Origin of the sequence: Janthinobacterium sp. SUN073 (assembly GCF_030397665.1) — a bacterium.
In the GTDB taxonomy this organism is placed as follows: domain Bacteria; phylum Pseudomonadota; class Gammaproteobacteria; order Burkholderiales; family Burkholderiaceae_D; genus Janthinobacterium.
In genome coordinates, this window is the sequence record NZ_JAPUBT010000007.1 from 19,787 (window position 1) to 42,709 (window position 22,923).

At 59.6% G+C, this 22,923-nt stretch carries 19 protein-coding genes; 13 read left to right on the forward strand and 6 right to left on the reverse strand.

Going from position 1 to position 22,923, the window contains the following annotated elements; all coding sequences use genetic code 11:
• Positions 1-146 precede the first annotated feature (146 nt).
• Entirely contained in the window at positions 147-620 is a 474-nt protein-coding gene (locus O0882_RS18685) for an Lrp/AsnC family transcriptional regulator (protein ID WP_289950384.1), read from the forward strand.
• A gap of 463 nt (positions 621-1,083) precedes the next feature.
• On the opposite strand, the gene O0882_RS18690 is transcribed toward O0882_RS18685, so the two are convergent.
• Positions 1,084-1,287 carry a hypothetical protein gene (locus tag O0882_RS18690; RefSeq protein ID WP_289950386.1) on the reverse strand — a complete coding sequence of 68 codons (204 nt, stop codon included), beginning with the start codon at positions 1,285-1,287 and terminating at the stop codon, positions 1,084-1,086.
• Here O0882_RS18690 and O0882_RS18695 point away from each other — a divergent pair.
• Entirely contained in the window at positions 1,243-3,249 is a 2,007-nt protein-coding gene (locus O0882_RS18695) for a sensor histidine kinase (RefSeq protein ID WP_289950388.1), read from the forward strand. The two genes, O0882_RS18690 and O0882_RS18695, sit on opposite strands and share 45 nt — an antisense overlap.
• 527 nt (positions 3,250-3,776) lie before the next feature.
• Here the strand turns inward: O0882_RS18695 and glmU are convergent.
• On the reverse strand, positions 3,777-5,153 hold the full coding sequence (gene glmU, locus O0882_RS18700; protein WP_289950389.1) for a bifunctional UDP-N-acetylglucosamine diphosphorylase/glucosamine-1-phosphate N-acetyltransferase GlmU: 1,377 nt from the start codon (positions 5,151-5,153) through the stop codon (positions 3,777-3,779).
• Positions 5,154-5,178: 25 nt separating this feature from the next.
• Between glmU and O0882_RS18705 the strand changes: the two genes are divergently transcribed.
• The 5 genes from O0882_RS18705 (at position 5,179) to O0882_RS18725 (ending at position 8,387) form a co-directional block, all read left to right on the forward strand.
• Positions 5,179-6,084, forward strand: coding sequence for a DUF6279 family lipoprotein (locus tag O0882_RS18705; RefSeq protein WP_289950391.1), 906 nt, complete (start codon positions 5,179-5,181; stop codon positions 6,082-6,084).
• Between the two features lie 69 nt (positions 6,085-6,153).
• The gene (gene rsmD, locus O0882_RS18710; RefSeq protein ID WP_289950393.1) at positions 6,154-6,813 is read left to right on the forward strand and encodes a 16S rRNA (guanine(966)-N(2))-methyltransferase RsmD; all 660 of its coding nucleotides are present in this window, start codon (positions 6,154-6,156) and stop codon (positions 6,811-6,813) included.
• A 100-nt stretch (positions 6,814-6,913) separates the two neighbouring features.
• The gene (gene coaD / locus O0882_RS18715) at positions 6,914-7,411 is read left to right on the forward strand and encodes a pantetheine-phosphate adenylyltransferase (RefSeq protein ID WP_034752633.1); all 498 of its coding nucleotides are present in this window, start codon (positions 6,914-6,916) and stop codon (positions 7,409-7,411) included.
• Positions 7,412-7,425: 14 nt separating this feature from the next.
• Complete coding sequence (locus tag O0882_RS18720; RefSeq protein ID WP_070303217.1) at positions 7,426-7,689, forward strand: YfhL family 4Fe-4S dicluster ferredoxin; 264 nt, start codon at positions 7,426-7,428, stop codon at positions 7,687-7,689.
• A 101-nt stretch (positions 7,690-7,790) separates the two neighbouring features.
• Positions 7,791-8,387, forward strand: coding sequence for a chalcone isomerase family protein (locus O0882_RS18725; protein WP_289950396.1), 597 nt, complete (start codon positions 7,791-7,793; stop codon positions 8,385-8,387).
• 74 nt (positions 8,388-8,461) lie between these two features.
• Here the strand turns inward: O0882_RS18725 and O0882_RS18730 are convergent, their stop codons facing one another.
• The gene (locus tag O0882_RS18730) at positions 8,462-8,767 is read right to left on the reverse strand and encodes a hypothetical protein (protein ID WP_070218913.1); all 306 of its coding nucleotides are present in this window, start codon (positions 8,765-8,767) and stop codon (positions 8,462-8,464) included.
• 192 nt (positions 8,768-8,959) lie between these two features.
• Here O0882_RS18730 and O0882_RS18735 point away from each other — a divergent pair, with 192 nt between their 5' ends.
• Entirely contained in the window at positions 8,960-9,940 is a 981-nt protein-coding gene (locus O0882_RS18735; RefSeq protein WP_034752642.1) for a LysR family transcriptional regulator, read from the forward strand.
• Between the two features lie 50 nt (positions 9,941-9,990).
• On the opposite strand, the gene O0882_RS18740 is transcribed toward O0882_RS18735, so the two are convergent.
• Together O0882_RS18740 and O0882_RS18745 are read right to left on the reverse strand one after the other, a co-directional pair.
• Positions 9,991-11,550: a methyl-accepting chemotaxis protein gene (locus tag O0882_RS18740; protein WP_289950400.1), complete on the reverse strand. Its 1,560-nt coding sequence runs from the start codon at positions 11,548-11,550 to the stop codon at positions 9,991-9,993.
• 203 nt (positions 11,551-11,753) lie between these two features.
• Positions 11,754-12,209, reverse strand: a complete 456-nt coding sequence (locus O0882_RS18745; protein ID WP_010393827.1) for an Lrp/AsnC ligand binding domain-containing protein — start codon at positions 12,207-12,209, stop codon at positions 11,754-11,756.
• A 208-nt stretch (positions 12,210-12,417) separates the two neighbouring features.
• Here O0882_RS18745 and putA point away from each other — a divergent pair, with 208 nt between their 5' ends.
• Positions 12,418-16,071, forward strand: a complete 3,654-nt coding sequence (gene putA / locus O0882_RS18750; protein WP_289950403.1) for a trifunctional transcriptional regulator/proline dehydrogenase/L-glutamate gamma-semialdehyde dehydrogenase — start codon at positions 12,418-12,420, stop codon at positions 16,069-16,071.
• Between the two features lie 75 nt (positions 16,072-16,146).
• Here putA and O0882_RS18755 read toward each other — a convergent pair whose 3' ends face one another.
• Positions 16,147-16,923: a 5'-methylthioadenosine/adenosylhomocysteine nucleosidase gene (locus O0882_RS18755; RefSeq protein ID WP_289950406.1), complete on the reverse strand. Its 777-nt coding sequence runs from the start codon at positions 16,921-16,923 to the stop codon at positions 16,147-16,149.
• 1,460 nt (positions 16,924-18,383) lie between these two features.
• Between O0882_RS18755 and O0882_RS18760 the strand changes: the two genes are divergently transcribed.
• The 4 genes from O0882_RS18760 (at position 18,384) to O0882_RS18775 (ending at position 22,914) form a co-directional block, all read left to right on the forward strand.
• Complete coding sequence (locus O0882_RS18760) at positions 18,384-20,009, forward strand: GMC family oxidoreductase N-terminal domain-containing protein (RefSeq protein WP_289950408.1); 1,626 nt, start codon at positions 18,384-18,386, stop codon at positions 20,007-20,009.
• Positions 20,010-20,142: 133 nt separating this feature from the next.
• Positions 20,143-20,913, forward strand: a complete 771-nt coding sequence (locus tag O0882_RS18765) for an ABC transporter ATP-binding protein (RefSeq protein ID WP_100875064.1) — start codon at positions 20,143-20,145, stop codon at positions 20,911-20,913.
• Positions 20,913-21,635, forward strand: coding sequence for an ABC transporter ATP-binding protein (locus O0882_RS18770; protein WP_219134121.1), 723 nt, complete (start codon positions 20,913-20,915; stop codon positions 21,633-21,635). The genes O0882_RS18765 and O0882_RS18770 overlap by 1 nt, the downstream gene beginning before the upstream one ends.
• Positions 21,636-21,705: 70 nt before the next feature.
• Positions 21,706-22,914 carry an ABC transporter substrate-binding protein gene (locus tag O0882_RS18775; protein WP_289950415.1) on the forward strand — a complete coding sequence of 403 codons (1,209 nt, stop codon included), beginning with the start codon at positions 21,706-21,708 and terminating at the stop codon, positions 22,912-22,914.
• The last annotated feature ends 9 nt before the right edge of the window (positions 22,915-22,923 follow it).

Consider the following 22,923-nt stretch of genomic DNA (forward strand, 5'->3'; position numbering starts at 1 on the left):
AAAATTCATCAATGCACGCATGCTAATGCAGAGTGCATGAAATATGCTTTCTAAATCCGTATATTTTTGACTGAATATTTCACGACTATTTTACGATGAAATATTATTTCATTTAAACTCGATATATTTCTCAATTCATCAAAATCATGAGCGAACACAACATTACCCTAGACGAGATTGATCGTCGCATCCTGAACGCCTTGCAAATTGATGCATCGCAAACCAACAGTGAACTGGCGCGCTCGGTGCATGTCTCGGCGCCCACGTGTTTGCGACGCGTCAAACATTTACGGGAAAGCGGCGTCATCGAGCGACAAGTGGCCATCGTCGCGCCGCAGCTGGTGGGTGCGCGCCTGACGGCCATCGTGGAAATCACGCTCGACGTGCAAGCGGCGGAACGCATGGCGGAATTCGAAGAGTTGGTGGCGCAGGAAGCGGCGGTGCTGCAATGCTACCGCGTCTCGCCCGGGCCCGACTTCGTGCTGATGGTGCAGGTGGCCGACATGCCCGCGTATCACGCGCTGGCGCACCGCCTGTTTGCCGCGCATGCGAATGTGCGCAACGTGAAAAGCTATTTTTCCACGTTTCGCAGCAAGTTCGAGACGCGCATCGCTGTCTGATTTTCCATGTGCCGATTATCCACCGCTTGCCCACATGCTTATACGCGTCTTGCGCACCGCTTATACGGCACTTTTGCACAGGCTTATACACAAGCAGGCCAGGCTCTATGAGCGATGGCGGGACGATTTTTCTCCAGCCATCGTCAGACTGGACGGGGCCGTGCCCCGGCAAGCGTGCTGCCACTCTTTCATACCCACGAGCCAGGCATTGCCACGGTGACTTTTGCACCGCTTTCACACAGCTTGCCAACAGGCTTTTGCACCACTTGTCGACAGGCTTATCCACAGCCGCACGCGGAGGGAACAAGAGGAAATTCTCGCCCAGCGACTGGACGATCTGCTGGCGGCTGACGATGCGCTCCGGTTCGGCCATCAGGACGTGCAGCACCGTCACATCCTGTTGTGACAGCGCAATGGCGTCGCCTCCGGGCGGCAGCAGGCGGCGCGGCCCCAGTTCCAGCACTCAGGCCGTGACGGGCGCTGCGATGGCAGCAGCGGCCGGTTCACCCAGGCGCCGCGCCAGCGCGCTCAGGGTGGCCGCCAGTTCATCCAGGTCGGCGCTCTTGGGCAGGTAATAGCAAGCCGCAGGGGCGTCATGCCCCGCATGGTAAGCTCCTGCGCCATGAAAATCCTGTTCGCCATTGTTCTGTTCTTCGCCACCCTGCAAGCGCTGGCCGGCGTGGCCGCGCCCGTATCGGCGCCACTGCTGCTGCCAGCCAGCGGGCAGCCCGTGTCGGCCAGCGGCCACATGCAGATGCTGCGCGATACTTCCGGCCAGCTGGGTCCGGAAGCCGCGCTGAGCGCACCCGGCTGGCGCACCCTGCCTGGCGCCGTCAGTGCCGGCTACACGCAGGATGCCATCTGGCTGCGCCTGGAGGTGACGCGCGCGGCGCAGTCGCCCGATGAATGGGTATTGCGTTTTAGCAACGCCGTACTCGATGACGTGCGCCTGTATCGCCAGGATCAGGCCGGACACTGGCTGCGGCAAGAGGCGGGCGCCGATGTGATCCGCGACGCCTGGCCCATCGATGCGCGCCAGGTGGTGTTTCCCGTGCAGCTGCAAGCGGATCAGCCACAGCGCTGGCTGGTGCGCCTGCACACCAAGAAAGCCATGTCGACGGAGCTGACGTTATTGCCCAGCGCCAGCTTCGACGCTTCCTCGCGCCGCGAATACCTGTATTACGGCTTGCAGTTTGGCAGTTATTTGCTGCTGATCCTGTTCCATATCTTTTTCTGGCGCATGACACGCGAAGCCCACAGCGGCTGGTACCTGCTGTATGTGTTGACGAATGCCACCACGGAAGCGCTGACGATCGCCATTCCCCAGCAAATCTTCGCCATGCCGAACGGCTTGTCCGACCCCATGCTGGGCGTATCGATGGCCATGTCGATTGCCGTCGGCGCGCGTTTTTCCACCTTGCAACTGGAGCTGCCCGCCCTGTATCCCCGTTTCAGCCGTGCCGTGGTGGGCATCACGGCCGCCGCCGCCCTGTTCGGGGCGCTGCTGGTGCTGCGCGGCGACTATGCTGCAGGCGTGCTGGTGGTGCAAATGACGGCCTTGCCGCTGATCGTGCTGTTCATCGGCCTGGCCAGCTGGCTGGCGCTGCGCGGCCATCGCCCGGCGCATGCCTTTCTGTTCATTTTCGGCATCTTCTACGCCGGTGTCATCATCAGCTTCCTGCGCAACATGGCCGTGGTGCCGCCGAATTTCTGGACCAACCATGCGGCCACCCTGGGCGCCTTTGTCCACATGATGCTGATGAGCCTGCGCCTCAACCGCCGCTACGCGGAATTGCGCCGCGCCAAGGACAGGGCACAGGCCGACGCCGTGCGTGCCGTGCGCGCACTCAATGAACGCCTGGAAGAGCAGGTGGCGCGACGCACGCTGGCGCTGCAACAGGAAATCGGCCGGCGCGCCGCACTCGAAGGCGAATTGCGTGCCGCCCTGGAAGTGGAAACCCGCACGCGCGAAGAACAGCAGGATTTCGTTGCCATGGTGTCGCATGAATTTCACACGCCGCTGGCCATCATCAACACCACGGCCCAGCAAATTGCCCGCAACACGGAGGCGCCACGGGAAAAAACCTTGCAGCGCTGCCAGAATTTGCGCGAAGCGAGCGGCCGCATGACGGCGCTGGTGGATGAATACCTGAGCGCCGACCGCATGGAAACGAGCGCGGCGACGTTCCGTCCCCAGCCATGCGACTTGCGCGCCCTGCTGCGCGCCGTGCTGGCCGAATGGCCCGATGGCCGCATCGATGCCAGCGTGCAGGCGCTGCCCGACAGCGTCGTGGCCGATGCCAGCCTGCTGCGCGTGGCCCTGCGCAACCTGCTCAGCAATGCTGACCGGCATGCGCCGCAGACCCAGGCGATTCGCGTGCAAGCCACCACGCTCGGGGACGGCCGCGTGCAAATCGTCGTCAGCAATGCGGGCGAGCCCCTGCCTGCCGATGAAATCCCGCGCCTGTTCCAGAAATACTTCCGCGGCCGCATCGCCCAGCACAAGCCTGGCGCAGGCTTGGGCCTGTACCTGGTTCAGCGCATCGCCGAATTGCACGGCGGCCAGGTCACCCTCGACAGTGCCGGCAACAACGGCACCATCAGCTTCGCCCTGCGCCTGCCCGCCTGATGGCTCCGCATTCCCGACTGCATCAGTCGGGAATCGCTCAGGTTTTGCCCAACCTCACATTCTTCCCTTCTGCTACGCCTGCAACACCTGGACCAGCGCAACGCCGTGTATCCCGATGCCGGGCCAGGCCTGCCCTGATCAATGGCAGTACTTGCACACATGCTATCCACCGCCTATTCACGCGCTTTTCCACAGGCTTACCCACAACAACAATAGACAAGCCGGTGGCAAAAAGACAGTTATCCCCACTTGTACCCAGACTATCCAGCGCTTATCCGCAGGCTTACGCACAGACTTATCCACAATACGGGGATAAATGCCGCTGCGGTGCTTGCGGCGAGCGGCAATCGAAGAAAAAGGCAGCGACAGGCGCATGCCAGGCGGTAGGAAGCAACTTGCCAACAGCTTATGCACGGGCTTGCACACAGACTTATCCGCCACTTGTGCAGCCGCTTACCCACATAGTTATCCACAAATAAAAAAGGCAGGCCGCGCGGCCTGCCTGTGTGCAAAATGGAACGTGGCGCTTACTTCTTGATTTTCACGGGGCGCGTCCAGCCGTCGATGGTCACTTGCCGCGCGCGCGAGACCGTCAGCTTGCCGGCCGGCGCATCTTTCGACAAGGTCGTGCCGGCGCCAAGGGTGGCGCCCTTGCCGACGGTGACGGGCGCGATCAGCTGGCTGTCGCTGCCGATAAAGGCGTCGTCTTCAATCACCGTGCGGAACTTGTTCACGCCATCGTAGTTGCAGGTGATCGTGCCGGCGCCGATGTTGACCTTCGAGCCGATGGTGGCGTCGCCGATGTAGGCCAGGTGGTTGGCCTTGCTGTGCGCGGCGATCTGGCTGTTTTTCACTTCGACGAAGTTACCGATATGCACGTCTTCCGCCAGGACCGTGCCGGGGCGCAGCCGCGCGTAGGGGCCGATGATGGAGGCGGCACCGACGACGGCGTCCTCGATATGGCAAAACGGCTTGATGTGCGCGCCAGCGGCCACCGTGGCGTTGATGATGACGTTGTTGGCGCCCACGCGCACGCCGTCGCCCAGTTCGACGCTGCCTTCGAACACGCAGCCGACGTCGATGGTGACATCGCGGCCGCAAATGAGTTCGCCGCGCACGTCGATGCGGGCCGGGTCCAGCAGGGTCACGCCCCGTTCCAGCAGCGCTTGCGCGATATTGTTCTGGTGGATGCGTTCCAGCTGCGCCAGTTGCACCTTGCTGTTGACGCCCGCCACTTCCCACACGGCAGCCGGGTGGGCCGAGGTGACGGCCACGCCATCGGCGACGGCCTGGGCGACGATATCGGTCAGATAGTATTCCCCCTGCGCATTGTCATTCGACAAGGCCGACAACCATTGTTTGAGCTGCACGGTGGGCGCGACCATGATGCCGCTGTTGATTTCGCGGATGGCGCGCTCTTCTGGCGTGGCATCCTTTTCCTCGACGATGCGCACGATGGCGCCATTGTCGCGCACGATGCGGCCCAGGCCGAAGGGATCGTCCTGTTCCACGGTCAAGATGGCCAGCTTGTCGTTGCCGGCCGCCTGCACCAGTTGCTGCAGGGAAGCGGCGCTGGTCAGCGGCACGTCGCCGTACAGGATCAGGGTCGGCACGCTGTCATCGAGCAAGGACACCGCTTGCTGCACCGCATGGCCGGTGCCCAGCTGCTGCGTTTGCTCGGCGGCGTCGATCGTCAGGGCATGGCTGCTCTTGTAGCCGTCGAGCAACTTCAGCACGGCGGCGCCCCCATGCCCGTAAATCACGCATAATCGGGACGGCGCCAGGCCGCGCGCCGTGTCGATGACGTGCGACAACAGCGGCTTGCCAGCCAGCGGGTGCAATACCTTGGGCAGTGCCGACTGCATGCGTTTGCCCATACCGGCAGCGAGAATGACAACGTTCATAGACCGTCTTTTATAAGTTAAGAATATGAAAAAGTTTAACATGCAGGCCCCCACTTCCACGCCCTTTGGGCGTTTTACATATGCCGTGCTGGCCCTCATGCTCGTCGTCATGGCCGGCTGCAGCGGCTTGCGCCTGGCCTACAACAACGGCGATACCGTGCTGTACTGGTGGCTGAATGCGTATGTCGATCTGGACCGCGACCAGAAGGGCTGGGTGCGCGACGACATCGACAAGCTGTTCGACTGGCACCGCAAGACGCAATTGAAGGATTACGTGGACATCCTGCGCACGGGCCAGAAGCAGCTGCAAGGCAATATCACGCAGGCGGACCTGATGGCCGACTACGGCGAGGTCAAGCAGCGCACCCAGGCGCTGCTGCTGAAGGCGGCGCCCGAACTGGCCGACCTGGCGCGCTCGCTCAAGCCCGAGCAAATCGCCCAGATGGAAAAGAAGTTCAAGTCGAACAATGACGATTACCGCAAGAAATACCTGAGCGGCGACCAGGAGAAGCGCCAGAAACTGCGCTACAAGAAAGCCATGGAGCAATTCGAGCTGTGGTTCGGCAGCTTCAGCAGCGAGCAGGAAGCGATCATCCGCAAGGCGTCCGACGCGCGGCCGCTGAACAATGAGATCTGGCTCGACGAACGCATGCGGCGCCAGCAGAATGTGTTGAACTTGGTCAAGAAAGTCCACCAGGAAAAACTCGGCAAGGAAGCGGCCGCAACCTTGATCACGACGTTGATCAAGGACAGTTTCGAGCGCCTGGAACATTCCGAGCGCAAGGCCTTCTTCGATGCCTACCAAAGCAGCACGGCGCAGATGGTCTTGACGGTGATCAAGATCGCCACGCCGGCGCAAAAAGCCCACGCCGTCAAGCGCATGCAGGGCTGGATCGATGATTTCAATTCCCTGGCCGCGCAACCCAAATAGACAGGCAGCGCCAGCAGGGGAGGTGGGGCCATATGCTATAGTGGCCGCCACCGAATTGAAGAAATCCCCATGCAAAAAAAGATTAAAAAACCCGCCAAAGTCCCCGTCCACCACGCGCCGCCACCGAACCAGGTGCGCATCATCGGCGGCCAGTGGAAGCGTTCCGTGCTGCCTGTTTTGCAGGCACTGGGCCTGCGCCCGACACCGGACCGCGTACGTGAAACCGTATTCAACTGGATCAACCACTTGCGCGACGGCGACTGGGCCAACGCCCAGGTGCTGGACCTGTTCGCCGGCAGCGGCGCACTGGGCTTCGAGGCGGCCAGCCGTGGTGCGGCGTCCGTCACCATGGTCGACACACACACGCCCGTGATCCGCCAGCTGGAAGAAAACAAGGCGAAATTGCGCGCCGAGAATGTGCAACTGCTGCGCGGCGACGCGTTGCTGACGGCGCAAGGCCTGGCATCGCGCGGCCAGCGTTTCGACCTGATCTTCCTCGATCCGCCCTACCAGCAGGATTTCCTGGCCAAAGTGCTGCCCTTGTGCGCCAACCTGCTCAAGGAAGGCGGCATGGTCTATGCGGAATCGGGCTTGCCGCTGGTCTTCGACGAGAGCAGCGAACTGGACAAACCCGAGTGGATGGCGCCGTGGGAAGTCATCCGCGCCGACAAGGCAGGCACCGTTTATTATCATTTGCTAACTTACAACAAAGTGCCGGCAACTGCCTGAATCTGCCTATAAATGAGGCAAAAAGGCTCCCTGGCCCGAGGCGCGGCACCAAATTCAGGCATAATGCGCGTCTATATTGGTGCATCATCAGGGAGCCGCAATGGTTGTAGCCGTTTATCCAGGAACATTCGATCCGCTCACGCGCGGTCATGAAGATTTGGTGCGCCGCGCATCGGGCCTGTTTGACAAGCTGATCGTCGGTGTGGCCGACAGCAAGAACAAGCAACCGTTTTTCTCGCTCGACGAACGCCTGGAAATCGCCAACGAAGTCCTCGGTCATTATCCGAATGTGCAAGTGGAAAGCTTTTCCGGCTTGCTCAAGGATTTCGTGCGCAAGCATGAAGCGCGCGTCATCGTGCGCGGCTTGCGCGCCGTCTCCGACTTCGAATACGAATTCCAGATGGCGGGCATGAACCGCTACCTGCTGCCCGATGTCGAAACCATGTTCCTGACACCGTCCGACCAGTACCAGTTCATTTCGGGCACCATCGTGCGCGAAATCGCGGCGCTGGGCGGCGACGTCTCCAAGTTTGTCTTCCCCTCGGTGAACCGCTGGCTGCAAAACAAGATTGCCGCCAACGCTGCATCATCGCAATAAGTAAGAGTGAAATCATGGCATTACTGATCACCGACGAATGCATCAATTGCGACATTTGCGAGCCCGAGTGCCCGAATGACGCGATCTACATGGGCGCGGAAATCTACGAGATCGATCCCAACAAGTGCACCGAATGCGTGGGTCACTTTGACGAGCCGCAATGCCAGCAAGTGTGCCCCGTCAGTTGCATCCCCTTCAATCCCGCCTGGCGCGAAAGCCCGGAGCAATTGATGGCCAAGTACGAACGCCTGCAGGCGGAACTGCCCGCCAAGCCTTAAGCCTTTCTCCCGCGCCACTTCTGCGTGGCGCCAGCTTCTGCCAACTGTTCTACACTGTGTGCTGACTTATCCACAGCACATGGTTTCCACGGAGGTAGAAGATGCAAATAAGCACATCCCGTTTGGGCCGCTCCCTGGCTTGCGCCTGCCTGTGCGCCGGCCTGGCTCAAGCAGCGCTGGCCGTCGAGGTAGGCGGCGTCAAACTGGACGAGACCGTGCAGCTGGCCAGCCGCGAGCTGAAACTCAACGGCGCCGGCGTGCGCTACAAGGTCATCTTCAAGGTCTACACGATTGCGCTGTACCTGCCGGAAAAGAAAACCCAGCTGGCCGACATCCTGGCCCTGCCCGGGCCGCGCCGTCTGGAAATCGTCATGCTGCGCGACATCACTTCCGACGAACTGGGGCAAGCCTTCATGCAGGGCTTGAAGCGCAGCTCCGACCAGGCCGACCGCACGCGCCTGCTGAGCCAGACGATGCAGTTCGGCGCCATGTTCGCCATGGTGCCCGGCCTGAAAAAAGGCGACATCCTGACCGTGGACTGGCTGCCGGAAGAGGGAACGTTGTGCAAGCTGAACGGCAAGCAGGTGGGCGACATGGTGCCGGACCTGGCCTTTTACAATGCGCTGCTGAAGATCTGGATCGGCGCCCATCCGGCCGACAGCTTGTTGCGCGCGCATTTGCTGGGCGATATGGCCTAAAGCGGCCTGAAGCAAAACGCGGGCGTAAAAAAAGCCGGCGCAGGCCGGCTGGTCATGCTGCAACAAATTAGCGCTCAGGCGCGCGTCGACAGGGCGCGCAATTCAGCGGCATTGCTGGGCGACACGCCATCCATCTTGCCCAAGGTGCGCTGCAAGGCTTGCGCTTCGCGCATCTGCTGGCGCGCCAGGCGCTCTTCGCGGCTCAGCTTGGGACGCACCACCAGCACCATGGCGCGGGCAATGCCCACCAGCAAAGGCTTGAACAGCAGGGCGAACGCGCCCACGGCGACGATCACCAGCACGAGTTGCAGGGCGTTCAGCAGGGAAATCTCCAGCACGGGTGCGGATACTGCGTACAGGGCGGAGGCGAAGGTAGACATACTGTTCCAGTGCATTATAGAATTTGCCAGTACTATAGTGCAGTGCAACATATAAATCTAATTCCATTTCTTGATACCAATTATATGAATCGTGAATGGAAAACGGTAATATTTTTTGACGAGTGAAAATATTCGTGCGCGGCGCGGTTTACACTCTTACGTAATCAATTCAACTTTTATCTTGGGCTTTCCATGAGTTTTCTGACGCTGGATCTGAACTTGCTGCGTGTTTTCGACGCCGTCATGACGGAACAAAACCTGACGCGCGCAGCTGGCCACCTGGCGATGACGCAGCCGGCGGTATCGAACGCCATCAAACGCCTGCGCGAGAGCCTTGGTGACGAATTGCTGATCCGCACGGCATATGGCGTGAAACCCACGCCCCGCGCCGAAGCGCTGTGGCCATCCGTACGCTCAGCCCTGGCCAGCCTGGAAGCGGCTGTCACGCCGGAAACCTTCGACGTGTCGAAGACCCACGCCACTTTCCGCATGGCCATGGCCGATGCAACGGCCGCCTTCTGGCTGCCCTCGCTGATGCGCTCGATCGAACGGGAGGCACCGGGCGTCAACGTGCGCATGATGCCGCTGACCACGCGCGAGCCGCGCCCGATGCTGCTGCGTGGCGATATCGACCTGGCCGTGGGCTTCTTTCCCGGCGTGGCGGCACAATTGTCGAGCGAAACGGGTTCGCCCATCCGCCATGAGCGCCTGTATTCCGGCAAGTATGTGTGCGTGATGCGGCGCGGCCATCCGCTGGCCGACAAGGAATTGACTCTGGATAACTACTGCGCGGCGAACCATTTGTTGGTGAGCTTTTCCGGCCGCGCGCATGGCTTGATCGACGAAGCGCTGTCACAGATCCACCGCGAACGACGCATCTTGCTGACGGTCAACCAGTTCTTCACGGCCGGCAGAGTCGTCGCCAATTCCGACCTGATCACGGTCTTGCCGCGCCATTTGATCGCCTCGACGGGCATGACGGAGTCGCTGCTGTACAAGGATTTGCCATTGACCTTGCCGGCCGTCCACCTGGACATGCTGTGGCACGAACGCGATGCCCGCAGCCCCGCCCACAAATGGCTGCGTAATCATCTGGAAAGCATGAACACGCCCACTTTACGGACGGCCACGGCGGCCGGCGGCGGCGTGGCGCCCAAGCCGCATATTGAATAAACCGTAGCCTGCTAAAAAAAACGCCTGATGATCTCTCATCAGGCGTTTTGCTATGCATGGTTGCTGGAGCGGTAACCGATTCTGAAACCGCCCCAATGCTTGCCATCGACGTGGATGGGCACGGATAAATCGTGCATGACTTCGCCCGTGTCGCGTTTATAGGTTTGCAACAGGAAGGCCTTGGTATTGCTGCCGCAGCGCTTGCCCGTGCGGTCGCTGAAGATGCGCTTGGTGCGGTTATTCACCATATCGGTGGCGTAATCGCCCGTCAGCGGCTGGGAAAACTTCTTGTTGTGCGTTGGAAAGTATCCATTGTTGTCGACGGCGCCCGCATACGCCAGATGGGGTAATGCCGCCAGCACGCCTTCCTGCAGGTCCGGCAACACCTTGTCCGTAAACGCATCGAATTTCGTGTTGTGCTTGGGCGGATTGGTGTTCGGGATGGGCCGGTAGTGGCGATCGAACAGGGCTTCGCGCGTGATGCGCCCCGACGCGATCGCTTGCTCGAACAGTTTGCCCACCTCGCGCGCGGCGCGCTGGGCCGTCTCGCGGATTTCATCGTGCGGCGTGGCCACGCTCGATTCGCCCAAAGCGCCGGCGATCGCCTCGGCCCGCTCTGCCAGGGCCATGGCCGACTGCGTGGCACGCGGCAATTCGACATTCGTCGACAGCATGCTGTCGCGGATTTGCTCGATGGCGTCGGCGATCAGCTGCGTCGTCTCGACGTGTTCGCGCGAGGCGCGGGCGATTTGCCCGATCGCGTCCTCGGACTCGCCCGACGATTCCTCGATATGGCTGAGCGAGGCATGCACGCTTTCCACATTGCGCGCCGCTTCCGTCACGCCCGCCGCCAGCGAACTCATGCCACGCGCAGCTTTTTCCGACTGTTCATTGATTTCGCGCACCATCACGCTGATTTCATCGGAAGCTTCCTTGGTGCGCTGCGCCAATTGCCGCACTTCACCGGCCACCACGGCAAAACCACGCCCATGTTCGCCGGCGCGCGCCGCCTCGATGGCGGCGTTCAGCGCCAGCAAGTTGGTGCGCGCGGAAATATCGGAAATGGCTTCCGTAAAGCCCGTGATGCGTTTGGATTTATCCTGCAAGCTCAGCATGGTGCTGGAGGCGCCTTGCGCTTCCTCGCGGGCCTTATTGATGCGGCGCAGCCCCTGATCGACTTCGGCACGCGCCGCCACGCTTTCCACGCGCACGCCAGCGGCCACCTTGGCGGCCCGTTCCGCATTGGCGGCGATCTTTTCCGTCATCACGGCATTTTGTGCGGAACTGTCGGCGATGTCGCTGGCCGTGCGGACATCGAGTTCCACCTTCTGTTTGACGGAATCGACAAAATACGAGGTTTCCGCCGCGCCGATCATGATGGCGTCGATGGCATTGCCCACCGTGTCGGCGAACTGGTGCAAGCCAGGCTCGCCGCGCGGACGGCTGGCGAACGCCAGCAGCGCCGCGCCGATGGCGGCAGCCACGCAGGCAATCAGATAAGGATGGTCGCCGCCCGACAGCAGCAGCAGATAGGCCAGGCAACAGGCCACGGCCATGGCCAGGATCGTGAATGCAAAGAAACGCACCAGCTGATGCTGCAACTGCTTCATTTGTCCCCCGCTGCGCGAACCCGTCACGTCCCGCGAAAGGGACGTGCTGTAGCCGTATGCGGGTGGGCACGATTGCCCACCTTGCACCCTGAAGTGACCGTCTGCGCGGCGTTTCAGGCGGCTACTGGATAGCAGTGTGTAGTTCTACCCTACAACATTTGTTCCGATAGCTCAATCAGAAAAGTGGGGCGGCTACACCAAGGTCACTTAATTGGCAATTTGGTGGTGTTTTTGACCTCTTCCATGACGGCATAAGTGTGGGTTTCCCGCACACCTTTCTGCAACAGCGTCTTGCCCAGGAATTCGCGGTAGGCGGCCATGTCCTTGACGCGCGCCTTGACCAGGTAGTCGAAACCGCCAGCGACCATATGACATTCCAATACCTCTGGAATGATTTGTACGCTATGCTTGAAGGCGTCGAACACTTCCGGTGTCGTGCGATCGAGCACCACTTCGATGAACACCAGCAGCGAGACGTCGAGCAGCTGTGGGTTCAACTGGGCCGTATAGCCCATGATGTAACCGGATTCGTGCAATTTGCGCACGCGCTCCAGGCAGGCGGCCGGCGACAAGTTCACGCGCGCGGCCAGCTCCACATTGCTGATGCGTCCATCGCTCTGCAATTCCATCAAGATTTTCTTACTGATCTTGTCCAGCATTCCTATCACCCCCCAAATTAATATTATTTGGTTAAATTGTCGCATCAAAAACTATCTATTGATAGCCCCCTGTATTACCAGAATTAATCCATAAGAATCCCCTTTACAATCGAATCATCTTAACGTCCGACTTTCTGTATTTTTTTGCACCAAAAAAGAGCAAGAATTGCGTCAGTTTTCGTCCCCCTTTTCCTTGTAAAGAGCACTTATGCACCCTGCAGGCCCCTCGGCTTTTACCCCGATTCCTTTTGCTGCGTTCCAGGCAGAAATCCTGCCCGAAGCGACACCCCAACGCGCCGCCATCACCACCGCCTATAGGCGCGATGAGGTTTCCGCCGTGCAGTGGCTGTTGCAACAAGTGCGCCCCAGCAGTACCGAAACGACGGCCGAGGGACAAGCGCTGGCACACCGCCTCGTCTCGAACGTGCGCCACAAACGCACACGCGCCTCCGGCGTCGATGCGCTGATGCACGAGTTCTCGCTATCGTCGGAAGAGGGTGTTGCATTGATGTGTCTGGCTGAAGCGCTGTTGCGTATACCCGACAGTCAAACGGCTGATCGCCTGATCGCCGACAAAATCAGCAAGGGCGACTGGAAGAAGCATCTGGGCGAATCGCCGTCGCTGTTCGTCAACGCGGCCACCTGGGGCTTGCTGATTACGGGCAAACTGGTCAGTACCAGCAGCGAATCGGGTCTCGGCTCGGCCATGACCAAGCTCATCGCCAAAGGCGGCGAACCGCTGATCCGCAAAGGCGTCGACCTGGCCATGCGCATGCTGGGCAACCAGTTCGTGACAGGGCAAACCATCGAGGAAGCATTGAAGAACAGCCGCGAGAATGAAACGCGCGGCTACCGTTACTCGTACGACATGCTGGGCGAGGCGGCCCTGACGCAAGCCGACGCGGCCAACTACTATGCCTCGTACGAAACGGCGATCCATGCCATCGGCAAGGCGTCGAACGGGCGCGGTATCCGCAACGGCCCCGGCATTTCCGTGAAACTGTCGGCCCTGCACGCGCGCTACAGCCGCGCCCAGCGCGCCCGCGTCATGGAAGAATTGCTGCCGAAGGTCAAAGCGCTGCTGTTGCTGGCCAAACAGTACAACATCGGCTTCAACATCGATGCGGAAGAAACGGACCGTCTGGAACTGTCGCTCGACCTGATGGAAGCACTGGCTTTCGATGCGGACCTGGCCGGTTTCGACGGCATCGGCTACGTGGTGCAGGCGTATCAAAAACGCTGCCCCTTCGCCATCGATTTCCTGGTCGACCTGGCGCACCGCAGCGGCCGCAAGTTCATGGTGCGCCTGGTCAAGGGCGCGTATTGGGATGCGGAAGTCAAACGCGCGCAAGTCGATGGCCAGGAAGGCTATCCCGTCTACACGCGCAAGGTCTACACGGACGTCTCTTACCTCGTGTGCGCGCAAAAACTGCTGGCCGCCAGCAGCCTGATCTACCCACAATTTGCCACGCACAACGCGCAAACCCTGGCGACCATCTATACCTGGGCGAAGCGCGACGGCATTAGCGACTACGAATTCCAGTGCCTGCACGGCATGGGCGAGACCCTGTACGACCAGGTCGTCGGCCCCGACAATCTCGACAAGCCGTGCCGCATCTACGCACCCGTCGGCTCGCATGAAACCCTGCTGGCCTACCTGGTGCGCCGCCTGCTGGAAAACGGCGCCAATTCATCGTTCGTCAACCAGATCGTCGATGAAAGCGTGGCCATCGATAGCCTGATCCGCGATCCGCTGGAACAGGCGCGCCTGCAGGGCGGCTTGCCGCACCCGTCGATCCCGTTGCCGCTGGACATGTTTGGCAGCGAGCGCAAGAATTCGGCCGGCCTGGACCTGTCGAATGAAGACACCTTGCGCACCCTGGCCACCGGTCTGGCACAGCAGCAACAATGGCAGGCAGCGCCGCTGATCGATGGCGCCGTCAGCCTGAATGGCCCCACGCACATGCTGCACAATCCGGCCCAGCACGACGATGTCGTGGGCAAGGTCATGGAAGCAGGTCCGGCCGACGTGGAAACCGCCCTGGCCAGCGCCAGCGCGTATGCCATCGAGTGGCAAACCACCGAGCCTTCGGTCCGCGCGCAAGCGTTACAACGCGCGGCCGACCTGTTCGAAGAACACCATATCGAGCTGATGGCCCTGGCCGTGCGCGAAGCGGGCAAGTCCTTGCCGAACGCGATCGCGGAAATCCGCGAAGCCGTCGACTTCCTGCGCTACTACGCGGCGCAGGTGGAACACGCGCCGGCGACCCTGGCGCTCGGTCCCGTCACCTGCATCAGCCCGTGGAATTTCCCGCTGGCCATTTTTACAGGCCAACTGGCCGCCGCCCTGGCGGCAGGCAACGTGGTGCTGGCCAAGCCGGCCGAGCAAACGCCGCTGATCGCCCACCGCGCCGTGCAACTGCTGCATGCGGCGGGCGTGCCGCGCGGTGCGCTGCAATTCCTTCCCGGCAGCGGAGAAGTCGTCGGCGCCGGCCTGTGCAATGACGCGCGCGTGAAAGGCGTGATTTTCACGGGCTCGACGGAAGTGGCGCAATTGATCAACCGCAACCTGGCAGCGCGGGCCGTGGCCGAAGGCATCGACATTCCCCTGATCGCCGAAACGGGTGGCCAGAATGCCCTGATCGTCGATTCGTCCGCCTTGCCGGAGCAAGTGGTGCAAGACGTGATGTCGTCCGCTTTCGATAGCGCTGGCCAGCGCTGCTCGGCCTTGCGCGTGCTGTTCCTGCAAGCGGAAATCGCGGACAAGACCATCCACATGCTGAAAGGCGCCATGCAGGAATTGCGCGTTGGCAATCCTGACCGCCTGGCCACCGATATCGGTCCCGTCATCGATGCGGAAGCGCAAAGCAATCTGCTGGCGCACATCAACAAGATGAAAACCGTGGCCATCGATCACTATTCGCTCGATTTGCCGACCGTCAAAGGCACGTTCGTCGCCCCGACCGTGCTGGAAATCAAGTCGCTGGCGCAATTGACGCAGGAAGTCTTCGGCCCCGTGCTGCACGTGATCCGCTACAAGCGGGCCGAACTGCCGCAACTGGTGCAATCGATCAACGACAGCGGTTATGGCTTGACCCTGGGCATCCATACGCGCATCGATGAAACCATCGATTTCATTACCAGACGCGCGCATGTGGGCAATATTTATGTGAACCGCAACATCGTCGGCGCCGTCGTCGGCGTGCAGCCGTTCGGCGGCGAAGGCAAATCGGGGACAGGTCCGAAAGCGGGCGGCCCCCTGTACCTGAAACGCCTGCAGCGCAATGCACCGGCCGGTGCGCAGCACCAGCGCCAGGCGCCGCCAGCGCTCGATGCGCTGACCGTGTGGGCCAAGATGCATGGCCACGACAAGGTCGAGCAACTGGCGCAGGAATACGCACGCACGACCTTGCTGGGCAGCACCACCGTCTTGCCAGGCCCGACAGGCGAGCGCAATACCCTGAGCTTTGCGGCACGGGGCACGATTCTGTGCGCGGCGGCCACCTCCGGCACCTTGATGAACCAGCTGGCGGCAGTCCTGGCCACCGGAAACCAGGCCCTGGTGCTGGCGCAATCGCCGGAGTTGATCCCGGGCGACTTGCCTGCGGCGCTGAAGGACCGCATCCAGGTCGTCAGCAGCCTGGAGTCGGTCAAGCATGATTTCCAGATCGCCATGATCGAGCCGAGCCTCGATGGCCAGCTCAAACCGCTGCTGGCGGCCCGGGAAGGTGCCCTGGTGGGCACCATCGCCACCACGCAGGAGGGTATCATCCCCCTGTGGCGCCTGGTCGCTGAGCGGGCGCTGTGCGTGAATACGACGGCGGCCGGCGGTAACGCCAGTTTAATGATGTTAAGTGTCTAAATTTTAAGCAGGCAATTAGCGCGGAAGGGCAGAACCAGTGGTTCTGCCCTTTTTTTATGCACGCTTGAATGAAAATCAGCCAGCCAGGCGCTGGCATAGCTGCTGGATCACCGTGAACGCATACGGCGAAGCGACCGTTTGCACGAAACGCATGAAGTCGACGGCCGCCTCTTCGTTGGCGTTGTCGGAAATGGTGCGCATGACCGTAAATGGCACGCCCAGTTCAAAACATACTTGCGCCACGGCAGCGCCTTCCATCTCGACGGCCAGCAGGTCGGGGATATCCACTTTGAGCTGGTGCAGATGCGCGGCGCTGCTGATGAACTGGTCACCGCTGGCGATCAGGCCGCGGTGGACTTGCGCGTGCTGCAAGCCAAACGCCGCGATATCGGCCGCCTTGAGCACGCTGGAAACATCGTCACGCAGAAAATCTTCCGCGGCAGCTGCCAGTTGCGTGCTCAGTTCCAGGTCCGTGGCGAAGCGCTGCAGTCCCGTCAGCGGCACTTCGAAGCGGGGAAATAAAGGTCGGGCGTCCATATCGTGCTGCAGCAGCGCTTCGGCCACCACAATGTCGCCGACTTTCACGTGTTTATCCCCACTGCCGGCCACGCCGGTGAAGACGATGTGGGTAACTCCGTACTTTTCCACAAGGATAGAAGCCGTCATGGCAGCGGCAACCTTGCCCAGACGCGACAGGACGCACACAGCGTCGATATTCCACAGGGTCCCCAGGGTGTAGTCGCGCATGCCGTGCGAGCGCCTCTGGGGGCCTTGCATGGCTTCTACCAGCCCTTGCTGTTCTTCGTGCAAGGCACTGATGATGCCTAAACGCATTTTTTTGTGTGAATTCATGCTGTTTTTACAGGTTTTTTGAATTGCCAGACGGTTGACAGGGTGAAAACAGCCGTTTCGGCGACTTTTCCACCGTTCGCGTTTGTTTCTGTGTTTTAAATAAAGATGTATACATAAAAATAGTAGTGATAGTAAACGGCCATTTTTTTGTGGATAAGTCGGTATACCGCCGAAAAATCATCGACTTAGCGCACAAAAAAGTAGGCGCACAAGCATTGTATCTACGGAGGACTTGTTTGGGATAAAAATCGGGCTGTGGACAAAGATCGACTTTTCCCACATCTCATCCTGTGGATATGCAGGCACTTATCCACAGCAGCAAGCAAAAATCACGGGTTTTCTTGCTGTAGTGGCATGTTTGACGTGCTTCGTACGCTCAGATCCCTGTTTGGCAATCAAGTTTGGCAATTAAGCTTGAGCGACCACGGGCGCTGTTCTTTCGCGAACGTTGGCATCCAGGTGATTCCTGGAAGGCGGTTTGGCAGTGGGTCGCGCTGTCGCCGTTGGCTTTTTTTTTGGGATGCTTTTTGCATGCTTTTTGAAAATATCCCCGGACTTCCGCTTTTTTTGTCGGTTTACAATAGATCTATATATAAAAATAGTAGTAATAGTAAACGCGGTTTTTTCTGTGGATAAGTCACTTTTTTTCAACAGGATCAATCGTTTACGCGCAAAATAAAGCGTGCATAATCGCTGTATCACGCGAGGAGCAAATTTGTATAAAATGCGGGTCTGCGCAAAAGTTCGTGTTTACTCACAAGTCATCCTGTGGATATCAAGTGACTTATCCACAATCGCTTCAAATTCCCCTTCTTTTCGATATCGAATGGCTTGCTGGCCCTGTGCCTGACCAGGTCTGTTGACGTTCCCATTTTGTAAAACGGTTTGGCAGTGCGCGTGATGCCGGCCGTGCCGGTTTTCGTCGCTCAGTTGTTGGCTGGATTTTTTTTTGTCGGCCAAAGCAGCTCGTCGGCTTTTTTGAGGACAGGTTTGTGAACCTTCTGGAAGGCGAAGCACAGGCAAAGCACGCGTTGTCGGGTTTACCTTAACAAGATCGTATACAAGAATAGTAATAGTAGTTAACGGCGCCATCTTCTGTGGATAAGTCCAGATTTATCCTTGTAAACAATCGCTTGGCATGCGGATAAGCGCTGAGTAAGCGTTGTATCTGCCTGGGACGGTTTCTGGACAAAAAAACGCCGCCGGAAAAAATTTCGTTTACGCACATATCGTCCCTGTGGATATCCATACGGTTATCCACAGCTTGCAGTCCCTGTTTTTCCCAGTTTTTAGCTTGTCGCGAGGCTTGCCACGAATAATGTCGCCCTGGCCCAGCACTGGTGGTAATCTCAATGTGGCTCAACAGCCATGCATGCATGAAGAAAGACAGACTCTGGTAACGGGACGCGGCGGGGAGACACGCCGCGCGACAGCTTGATGGCATACCGAAAGGAGCTTCATTGGAATCAGCAGGCGAATACGATTACATCATCGTGGGCGGCGGCACGGCAGGTTGCGTGCTGGCCAATCGGCTCACACGCGACAAGGATGCCAACGTTTTACTCGTGGAAGCGGGCGGCAAGGACGATTACGTGTGGATACACATCCCCGTCGGCTATCTGCATTGCATCGGCAATCCCCGCACGGACTGGCTGTATTCCACACAGGCGGACGCGGGCCTGGGCGGGCGCAGCCTGATGTATCCGCGCGGAAAAGTGCTCGGGGGCAGCTCCTCCATCAACGGCATGATCTACATGCGCGGCCAGGCCGGCGATTACGATCACTGGGCGGACCTGACGGACGACGCCTCCTGGCGCTGGGACAAAGTCTTGCCGCTATTCAAACAAAGCGAGGATTACTACGGCGGCGCCTCGGAAAACCATGGCGCGGGCGGTGAATGGCGCGTCGAAAAACAGCGGCTGTCGTGGGATATTTTGAATGCTTTCCGCGACGCGGCGCAGCAGGTCGGCATTCCGAAAACCAGCGATTTCAACGGTGGCGACAACAGCGGCAGCGCGTATTTCGACGTCAACCAGCGCCGCGGCATCCGCTGGAATACCTCCAAAGCGTTTTTGAAACCGGCATCGCGGCGCCCGAATTTGACCATCATGACGGGTTGCCACGTGGAACGTCTGCTGCTGGAGACGACAGAATCGGGGCCCCGTTGCACGGGCATCGTGTTTACGGGCGGCGGCACGCAGTGGCAGGCGACGGCCAAACGGGAAACCCTGCTGACGGCAGGCGCCATCGGATCGCCCCAATTGCTGCAACTGTCCGGTATCGGCCCGGCCGCCTTGCTGCACGAACACGGCATTACGCCCGTGCTGGATGCGCCTGGCGTGGGCGGCAATTTGCAAGATCACTTGCAGCTGCGCATGGTCTTTAAAGTGCAGGGCGTCAAGACTTTGAACGTGATGGCCAGCAATATTGTCGGCAAGATGCAGATCGGCTTGCAATATGCGCTATTTCAGAGCGGGCCCATGTCGATGGCGCCGTCGCAGCTGGGCGCGTTCGCCAAGTCCGATCCGCAGCAAGCCACGCCGAATCTGCAATATCACGTGCAGCCGCTCTCCCTGGACAAATTTGGCGAACCGCTGCACGCGTTTCCCGCGTTTACGGCCAGTGTCTGCAATCTGCGCCCCACCTCGCGTGGCCACGTGCAGATCGCGTCGGCCGACAGCTATGCGGCGCCGAAGATCGTCCCTAACTATCTCAGTACCCAGCAAGACCGCGCCGTGGCGGCCGACGCCTTGCGCCTGACGCGCGCCATCGCCGCCGCGCCGGCCTTGAAAAAATTTGCGCCGCAGGAATACAAGCCTGGCGTGCAATTTCAGAGTCAGGAAGAGCTGGCGCAGGCGGCCAGCCAGATCGGCACCACCATCTTTCACCCGGTGGGCACCTGCCGCATGGGCGTGGCAGGCGATGCGTCGAGCGTGGTCGACAGCCAGCTGCGCGTGCTCGGCGTGGATGGCTTACGCGTTGTCGATGCCTCCATCATGCCGTACATTACTTCTGGTAACACGAACTCGCCCACCGTGATGATTGCGGAAAAAGCGGCGCAAATGATACATGCGGCCTGGAAATGACCGCGGCAAAGCGCGGGTTTGCGCTATTCGGGCTGGTGAAAAATCCCCGTAGTTATACTGTATTGTGCGTTAAATTTAAGTTGTGTATTATAAAAATGACTAAGTAGTACAAAAAGTACAACTAGGAGACACGATGTCAAACGTAATCTTGGAAACAAGAAATTTGACCAAGGAATTCAAGGGTTTCACCGCAGTGAGCGAGGTGAACCTGAAGGTAGAGCGGGGCCATATCCACGCCTTGATCGGTCCTAACGGCGCCGGCAAGACCACGTGTTTCAACTTGCTCACCAAATTCCTGGTCCCCACCGGTGGACAGATCCTGTTCAATGGGAAAGATATTACGGCAGCCAAACCGGCGCAGATCGCCCGCATGGGCGTGATCCGTTCCTTCCAGATTTCCGCCGTCTTCCCGCATCTCTCCGTGCTGCAAAATGTACGCATCGGCTTGCAGCGCCAACTGGGTACCTCGTTCCACTTCTGGCAAAGCGAACGTGCCTTGAACCAGCTCAATGACCGCGCCATGGCTTTGCTGGCCGAAGTCGACCTGACGGAGTTTGCCGACACCATCACGGTTGACATGCCGTACGGACGCAAGCGGGCGCTGGAAATTGCCACCACCCTGGCGATGGAGCCGGAAATGATGCTGCTCGACGAGCCGACCCAGGGCATGGGTCACGAAGACGTGCACCGCGTCACCGAACTGATCAAGAAAGTCTCGGTCGGCCGCACCATTTTGATGGTGGAACACAATATGAGTGTGGTCTCTGGCATCTGCGACAAGATTTCCGTCCTGCAGCGCGGCGCCATGCTGGCCGAAGGCAGTTACGCGGAAGTGTCGCGCAATCCGCAAGTGATGGAAGCGTACATGGGCACCACCCACGCCGAACTGGAAGGGGCACATTGATGACCGCTAGCAACAAGGCACCCGCGCTGGAAATTGCACAACTGCACACCTGGTATGGCGAATCGCACATCTTGCATGACGTGAATTTGAAAGTGGAGCAGGGCGAAGTGGTGACTTTGCTGGGCCGCAACGGCGCCGGCCGCACGACCACCTTGCGCGCCATCATGGGGCTGACGGGGGCGCGCACGGGTTCCATCAAAGTCAATGGCGTCGAAGCGATAGGTTTGCCCACGCACAAAATCGCCCACCTGGGCATCGGCTATTGTCCTGAAGAGCGCGGCATTTTTTCCTCGCTGTCGACGGAGGAAAACCTGATGCTGCCGCCGACCCTGGCCAGCGGCGAAAAGGGCATGTCGGTCGAGGAAATCTACGCCATGTTCCCGAATTTGCAGGAACGCCGCCACAGCCAGGGCACGCGATTGTCGGGCGGGGAACAGCAGATGCTGGCCGTGGCGCGCATCCTGCGCACGGGCGCGCGCCTGCTGCTGCTCGATGAAATTTCCGAAGGCCTGGCGCCCGTCATCGTGCAAGGGCTGGCGCGCATGATCACCACCCTGAAAGCGAAGGGATACACCATTGTGATGGTGGAACAGAATTTCCGGTTTGCCGCACCGCTGGCAGACCGGTTTTATGTGATGGAGCACGGTCAGATCGTCGAGACTTTTGCTGCATCCGAACTGGAAGCCAAGATGCCGGTATTGACCGAGCTGCTTGGCGTGTAATGCCCATGTAGTTCTGTATCGTCGTCGAGCAATCGTTTAAATAGCAAACAATAATCCCAACGGAGACACTATGAAACGTAACGCTATCGCCATTGCCACCGCCACTCTTTGCGCCCTGGGCTTTTCCGCTGCCGCGCACGCCCAGGTATCGGGCGACACCATCAAGATCGGTTTTATTTCCGACATGTCGGGCGTGTATTCCGACGTCGACGGCCTCGGTGGCGCGGAAGCCATCAAGATGGCGATCGCCGATGCCGGCGTGGTACTGGCCGGCAAAAAGGTGGAATTCATTTCCGCCGACCATCAAAACAAGGCCGACATCGCCGCTTCGAAGGCGCGTGAATGGTTCGACCAGCAAGGCGTCGACATGCTGATCGGCGGCACCAATTCCGGCGCCAGCCTGGCCATGGCCAAGGTGGCGGCGGAAAAGAAAAAAATCTTCATTGCCATCGGCGCTGGCTCTTCGCGCCTGACGAATGAAGAATGCACACCTTACACCGTGCATTACGCCTACGACACGGTAGCGCTGGCGCGCGGGACGGGCGGCACCATCGTCAAGCAGGGCGGCAAGAGCTGGTATTTCATGACGGCCGATTACGCGTTTGGCCATTCGCTGGAAAAAGACACGGCCGAGGTCGTCAAGGCGGCCGGCGGCAAGGTGCTGGGCAGCGTCAAGCATCCGCTGGGCGCCTCGGATTTCTCTTCCTTCCTGCTGCAGGCGCAGGCAGCCAAGCCGCAAATCCTGGGCCTGGCCAATGCGGGTGGCGACGCCATCAACAGCATCAAGGCGGCCAACGAGTTCGGCTTGACGAAATCGATGAAGCTGGCCGGTCTGCTGATCTTCATCAACGACATCCATTCGCTGGGCCTGAACCTGACGCAAGGTATGTACCTGACCGATGGCTGGTACTGGGACTTGAATGCGGAAACGCGCGCCTGGTCGAAACGCTATTTTGCCAAGATGAAGAAGGAACCGTCGATGCTGCAGGCGGCCGACTATTCGGCCGCGGCAAACTACCTGAAAGCCGTCAAGGCGATCGGCACGGATGACACCGAGAAAGTCATGGCGTATCTGAAAAAGACCAAGATCAACGACATGTTTACCCAGAATGGCGAAGTGCGCCCCGATGGCCGCATGGTGCACGATATGTATTTGATGGAAGTGAAGAAACCGTCCGAGTCGAAATACCCATGGGATTACTACAAGGTGGTTGCCACCGTGCCCGGTGCGCAAGCGTATGTGACCAAGGCTGAATCGAAGTGTTCGCTGTGGAAGTAAGGCTGTAGC